This is a genomic window from Streptomyces ossamyceticus, from assembly GCF_001418475.1.
GTDB classification, from domain to species: Bacteria; Actinomycetota; Actinomycetes; order Streptomycetales; family Streptomycetaceae; genus Streptomyces; species Streptomyces ossamyceticus.
Genome location: NZ_LIQX01000900.1, coordinates 1 through 516 on the forward strand (window position 1 = coordinate 1; position 516 = coordinate 516).

The window sequence follows — 516 nt, forward strand, 5'->3', positions numbered from 1 at the left end:
CGGCCGGCGACCCGGAGGCGGCGCGTCGGGCCGCGATCGAGGCGAGAGCGGTCACCGACCCCTCGGAAGGGCAGCGGGCCCTGGAGCCCGGCGGTGACGTCCGGGCGGCACGGGCGGGCGCCATCGCGGCGTACCGGGCGGGTGCCCGCGCGGCGGCCCGCGTCCAGGACGACCGGCGCGGCGGCCCCGGCAGCGGGCTGCCCGCCCAGCGCCCGGCGCCCGGCGCGGCCCACGACGGCACGGCGCCCCCGGCCACCGGCCGCGAGGACGGCCTCGCCCCCGGACTGGCGACGAGCCCCGTACCTCCCGGCCAGATCGCCGACCCGTACGGCGTGAGCGCGGGCCGCGGCACGACGACCGCCTGGCACGGCGCACAGCCCCGCGGGGGGATGCCCGCGCCCGGCACCGACGGACGGAACCACCCGGCTCCGCGCGACGCACGCCCCGACGGCGCTGCGACGAGCGACGTGCCGGTGCCCGCCGGAACCACGGACGCCACGCCCTGGGACCGTGCCG

1 pseudogene is annotated in these 516 nt (G+C 82.9%); it reads left to right on the top strand.

The features are described 5' to 3' along the window. A pseudogene (locus AOK15_RS45940) lies at positions 1–516 on the top strand (serine/threonine protein kinase); the annotation flags it as partial.